Genomic DNA, 6,000 nt, shown 5'->3' with positions numbered 1-6,000 from the left:
AGGCGATTTGATCGCTTTCGTTTAAAGGTGTTATTACATCATCAATATAAAAATGTGAATCTAAGGGTGGCATAAATAAGGAGTGAGCAGTCGCTCACCCCAACATTTGACTTAGAACCTTTTTTTGGCAGATAAGAAACCACCATGGCTGCTGAATGCGCAGCCACCATCTATCATGAAAATTATTTTTCATATAGCAAATTTGATGTTAGCGGACACCAGAGACCTTATTTGGCAAAAATCCACGAAAATGGTGGTGTTTGCGGACACCAAGGACCTTATTTCACACAAATACTGTTAAATAACCATGATATATGTATAATAAGGGCTTCTGTGTCCGGATAACTTCGAGAAAGTTACTTTTATATAGCAATAGCGTCTCCTGTGTCCGCTAAAAGATTAATTTATAGAGGTATTTTCATACAAAAGTATAAATCCTTTCTTACTTCATAAGCGCAACTAAGGCTTATCTATATTAAAGCTTGGCGATAAGCCAAGTTTTCTAATGTCGGTTAAAAACTTTAAGTGTAGCTTGGATTTGTTAGAAAGCAGAATAAGTTTGCAAAAAGAATTTCCTTAACGAATGCATTTTTTAAAAAATAGGAGACGGACAAGTTCAACCGGGGATTAAAAAGTTTAACAAATTAGAAAATCTATGCCACCTTTCTACTACAATAATCGATTGTAATAGTGAAAAGGTGGCATCTTTTAGCTAAGAAAGTTTAAATTACTTTCATAAGTGCTATTAAGGTACTCGCCATTAAGACTTGCATTCCAGCGTTTTAGGGGGTCTAAGAAAGAAAGTCGCTTTCATAAGAATCCCTTTAACGAATGTCAAGTTTTCTAACGAAAAAGTTCTGAACATAGGACAAATCCCTACTGGAATAAGGTGTAATTAACAGATATTTACAAAGGGGGGGGTATTGTTGGCGCAAAAAGTACTAGTCTTTGGTGATATTGGCATTGATGATACGGTTGGACTTATCTATTCCTATTTTAATGATGAGATTGATGTGGTTGGAGTTGTTGCCGACTATGGAAATATCGCAAGGGAAAAGGCTCTAGCAAATGTGCACTACATTAAAGATCTTTATAATGTTTCTGTAGAGATAGAAGTATTTGGTGGAGCTGAAATACCGATGACAGGTGAGACACCGGAATTTTTTCCGGAGATTCATGGAGAATACGGACTTGGACCTATTATTCCTCCAAATGTTGTAGATGGTGAAATTATTGAGAACTTTTTTGGGATTATCGACATTATTGAGAAATATCAGGATGAACTGATCATTGTTAACATTGGAAGACTAACTTCCCTCGCTACTATGTTTATTTTATACCCGCAGCGTATGCAGAATGTTAAAGAATTTTATATAATGGGTGGGGCATTTTGGGTTCCAGGGAATGCAACTGCTGTGTCAGAAGCAAACTTTTATGGTGATCCTATAGCAGCGCAAATTGTGTTAAAATATGCTCATAATGTTACGATTATACCGTTGAACGTAACATCCCAGGCAATTGCAACTCCCCGTATGGTTGATTACATTGACATGGCTGATGAAACGAAGGTAATTAAACCTTTATTAGATTATTATTATGATTTTTATAAAGAACGAAACCCAAATATTCAAGGGAGCCCGCTGCATGACGTACTTACTCTAATGGCGGTCATCAATGAGGATATGTTAGTTTATCAAACATTGCCAGTACAAATCGTACAACAAAATGGAGTAGTTAGAGGGCAAAGTATCGCGGATATTCGCCCTTATGCTGTTACAGAAGAAACAGAGAAGAAGAAGCTGCATCGTATTGCGTTTGAACTGAATTATAAGAAATTTTATACAAATTTTATGACGGTGATGACGGGGCAGCAATTTGAATAAACTGGTGAGGTGAAACCCATCGATATTTTGCAGGCAATTAAACAACGGAGATCCATTCACAATTTTAAAGAAGAAGTAGTTGAGGAAGCTATACTCAAAGAGATTTTCACTTATGGGTCGTATGCACCTACACATTATATGAAAGAACCCTGGAATATTAAGCTTTTTCAAAAGGAAGGTAAACAGGCTTTAGTAGATGCGATTATTGCAAGTTATCAACGAATCGGAATGCTTAAGGCAGATGATGATCCAAAAACTCAAAAAATGATTGCGTCTATGCGTGAATTTTTACTGAGAATCCCACAGCATGCTTTGATATATTTCGAAAAAGAGGAAGACCCTGTACGTTATGAAGAAGAGTATGCTGCAGTGTGTGCATTTATTCAGAACGCACAGCTAGCTGCGTGGGAATATGGTGTCGGTATGCTTTGGACGATTACTCCATACATGCATGATGAGGGATTTGTAAAGGATATTGGCTTGGATAGTAAAAGAATGAAAGTTGCTGCTGTCATGCAGATTGGATATCCGAAGCGAGTTCCTATGGATAGAGGACGAACCCGGATTGAGGAGAAAATGGAGATAATCTCAGAGTGACATAAGTTATTGGTGGTTGGACATGGTTAACTTCACGATATATCAACGGGAAAATGAATATATCGACGGAAATAATGTCATATCGACCTAAATCTTTATATATCAACCAGAACCAGGCATCAAACTATGTTTATTAGAAAACTTGGCTTGTCGCCAATCCTTAATGGCGAAAGCCTTAGTTGCACTTATGCAGTAAGAAAGTATTTATACTTTCTTACTGCCAAAAAATTGCTCGGACCAAATACAAGGTCCGAGCAATCAACAATTAGATTTATTCTGTTTTCTCCTTAACAAACTCCACAACTTCCTCTGCTGTTCCCATCGACAAAATCTTATCTTTGTACGAAGCTAGTTTCTCTATCGATAGGTCGTGAATTTGTGTGCGAGCCTGCAGGATTGATGTTGCACTCATACTGAATTCATCTAAGCCCAGTCCCAGCAAGATTGGAATTGCAATTGGATCTCCGGCCATTTCACCGCACATGCCAACCCATTTGTTTTCGTTATGCGCAGCATCGATTACGGTGCTTACCAGGTTTAGAATTGCTGGATGATACGGCTGATATAAATAGGAAACACGTTCATTCATCCGATCAGCAGCCATCGTGTACTGTATTAAATCATTTGTACCAATGCTAAAGAAATCCACTTCTTTGGCAAACTGTTTTGCAATTACAGCAGTGGATGGAATTTCAACCATAATTCCTACTTCAATTTGATCCGATACGCTAATGCCTTCTTTTTTAAGATTATCTTTTTCATCTACGAGTATTGCCTTAGCCTGGCGAAATTCTTCCAGAGTGGCAATCATAGGGAACATAATTTTCAAATTACCGTGTACGCTTGCACGCAGTAAGGCTCGTAATTGTGTACGAAAGACATCTTCATTTTCCAAACAGAAGCGAATGGCACGAAAGCCTAAGAACGGGTTTAATTCCTCTGGCAAGTCAAGATAACTTAACTCTTTATCGCCACCGATATCCAATGTTCGAACAACGACTGGTTTGTCGTCCATTTGTTCGAGCACAGATTTGTATGCATCATATTGTTCATCTTCAGAAGGAAGCTGGCTTTTACCCATGTATAAAAATTCTGTACGGTAAAGGCCGATTCCTTCCCCGCCATTGTCAAGGACGCTTGAGACATCCTCAGGTGTTCCAATATTGGCAGCTAGTTCGACTTGCTCACCATCTGATGTTTTTGTCGGCTCGTTTTTCATTTTAGCCCATTCTTCTTTTTGTCTTGCAAAAGTTTCCTGCTTTTCCTTGTAAGTTGCGAGCTCTTCATCTGAAGGATTGATAATAACGTTTCCTTCAATCCCATCGACGATTATTATGTCATTCTTGTTTGCTGAACTGGTGATTTCCTTTGTGCCAACTACAGCTGGAATTTCAAGAGAACGCGCCATAATAGCTGAATGGGATGTACGTCCGCCAACATCTGTAACGAAACCTTTTACGAAATCCCTGTTTAACTGTGCTGTGTCAGAAGGTGTCAGGTCGTTTGCAATTACAATAACTTTTTCATCGATTAATGCAGGATCTGGAAAAGTTACCTCAAGCAAATGTGCTTTCACCCGTTTTGTAACATCCTGAATATCGGCTGCACGTTCACGCATGTATTCGTTATCCATATTTTTAAACATGTCAATGAACATATTGGCTGTTTCGTCTAAGGCAACTTCAGCCATTACGTTATCCGAAGTGATTTTTTCCTTTATAGGATTGATAAGCTCCGGATCACTTAAAACCAGCAAATGAGCGGAGAATATTTCTGCATGCTCATCACCCATTTCCTGTTTCGTATGTGCTTTGATTTTTTCCAATTCCTGTTTGGATATTTCCAGTGCTTTTTCCAGCCGCTCAACCTCAATATTCGGATCGTCAATCGGTTTTGCTTCATATGTTAGATCTGGTGTAACTAGCTGGTATGCTTTTGCAATTGCTATGCCATTTGATGCTGCTATCCCTTGAATCATAATTTATTAAACCAACCCTTCAATTAAAAAATTCATTTGTCCACCTTATATTTTATACCCTATAACCTTCTCAATTCAAGCATTGTCAGTCGGCGCCACAAAGGCTTCACTTTATATTTGTTGCAAAATCCATTGATAAACAGCCCGATACACCTCATCACGATTAATTTCGTTCAATAATTCATGCCTTCCGTCCTCATACAGCATTGTCATAATATTTTCAAGCCCTGTTTCATTGTAGAGGTGAGCAGTTTTCCAAACGCCCTTAGCATAATCACCAACAGGGTCCTCCATTCCGCTCAACAGCAGCATTGGAAGTTCTTTTCGGATGAACTTGTTTAATTTTCGTTCGTGGATGGTAGTAATGCCATCCATTAAATCGTAGAAGAACCCTGCAGTTGGAATAAACCCGCAATACGGGTCATCGATGAATGCTTGAACAATTTCATCATCACGTGTCAGCCAATCAATGTTAGTCCGTTTTTGTTTTATCCGCTTGTTATAAGAAAAGAATGCCAGCGTATTCATCGTGTTTGATTTTTCTTTTGGCGGCAGAGTTGAAGCTATTTTCATTGCTGCTTGACTCGTTGCCCTTGGGTAGTAACCTGTTCCAGATAAAATAACCCCATTAATAAGTGAACTGTTTTCCTGGATATAATTTCTGGCCAGAAAAGAGCCCATACTGTGTCCGAGTAAAATTAATGGTGTATTCGGGTATTCCCGCTTTATTTCTGATGTAATTTGTAACAGATCATTTGTCGTTTTTTCAAATCCATCTTCATCAGCAAAATAACCAAATAATCCCTGTTTCTCTCCTGTTTTACCGTGACCGCGGTGATCATTTCCATACACAAAGATGTCATTTTCAACTAAAAATTCAGCAAATTCGTTATAACGGCCAATATGTTCTACCATGCCATGTGCGAGTTGTACGATGGCTTTTGGCTTTTTTGATTCATCAAACCATTTCTTAACATAAACATCTATATGATCCGGCATTTGTAACCAAAATGATTTTTCCACTATGTACCCATCCAATCCTAATGTTATTATTCTTATATGATAGAATGAAAATCATTAAACGTCCAAAGTTTTGCAAAAATCACTTGCTATCTAAACGAAGATTATGCTAAAGTACATATAGGTAATTGTGCGTTACAGGAGGTGCCGTTGAATAATGGTAGAGTTCGTAAATATAGTATTAGTTATTGATGCAGTTATTATGATTGTACTTGTTTTATTACAGTCAGGTAAAAGTGAAGGACTGTCTGGAGCGATTTCAGGTGGTGCCGAACAGCTTTTCGGTAAGCAAAAAGCACGTGGTGCAGATTTAATCCTGCATCGTGGAACAGTGATTACTGGAACGTTATTTTTTATTCTAGCTTTCCTAAGTGCATATGTCCTTCAATAAATGATAACCCTTATCGCAAATATGTGATAAGGGTTTATTTATTTTAATGTGATAAATAATAGGGTATGGTTAGTAAAGTGGTATTTATTAGCAGAAAAACGTGCAAATGAGCAAAACATCACACGAATAAA

The 6,000-nt window shown here is 38.0% G+C and carries 5 protein-coding genes; 3 read left to right on the top strand and 2 right to left on the bottom strand.

The features are described from left to right. Positions 1 to 926 precede the first annotated feature (926 nt). Together ACE1TG_RS18445 and ACE1TG_RS18440 are read left to right on the top strand one after the other, a co-directional pair. Positions 927 to 1,883 carry a nucleoside hydrolase gene (locus ACE1TG_RS18445; protein WP_375053877.1) on the top strand — a complete coding sequence of 319 codons (957 nt, stop codon included), beginning with the start codon at positions 927 to 929 and terminating at the stop codon, positions 1,881 to 1,883. A 9-nt stretch (positions 1,884 to 1,892) separates the two neighbouring features. Continuing rightward, positions 1,893 to 2,480, top strand: a complete 588-nt coding sequence (locus ACE1TG_RS18440; protein WP_375053876.1) for a nitroreductase family protein — start codon at positions 1,893 to 1,895, stop codon at positions 2,478 to 2,480. 271 nt (positions 2,481 to 2,751) lie between these two features. Here ACE1TG_RS18440 and ptsP read toward each other — a convergent pair whose 3' ends face one another. Then, complete coding sequence (ptsP, locus tag ACE1TG_RS18435) at positions 2,752 to 4,458, bottom strand: phosphoenolpyruvate--protein phosphotransferase (protein WP_375053875.1); 1,707 nt, start codon at positions 4,456 to 4,458, stop codon at positions 2,752 to 2,754. Positions 4,459 to 4,569: 111 nt separating this feature from the next. After that, complete coding sequence (locus ACE1TG_RS18430) at positions 4,570 to 5,481, bottom strand: alpha/beta hydrolase (protein ID WP_375053874.1); 912 nt, start codon at positions 5,479 to 5,481, stop codon at positions 4,570 to 4,572. Between the two features lie 154 nt (positions 5,482 to 5,635). Here ACE1TG_RS18430 and secG point away from each other — a divergent pair, with 154 nt between their 5' ends. Then, on the top strand, positions 5,636 to 5,869 hold the full coding sequence (gene secG, locus ACE1TG_RS18425) for a preprotein translocase subunit SecG (RefSeq protein ID WP_375053873.1): 234 nt from the start codon (positions 5,636 to 5,638) through the stop codon (positions 5,867 to 5,869). Positions 5,870 to 6,000: the final 131 nt, after the last annotated feature.

It is taken from the genome of Virgibacillus sp. JSM 102003, assembly GCF_041949995.1.
In the GTDB taxonomy this organism is placed as follows: Bacteria; Bacillota; Bacilli; order Bacillales; family Amphibacillaceae; genus Lentibacillus.
This window is presented reverse-complemented; position numbering and strand designations above follow the sequence as displayed.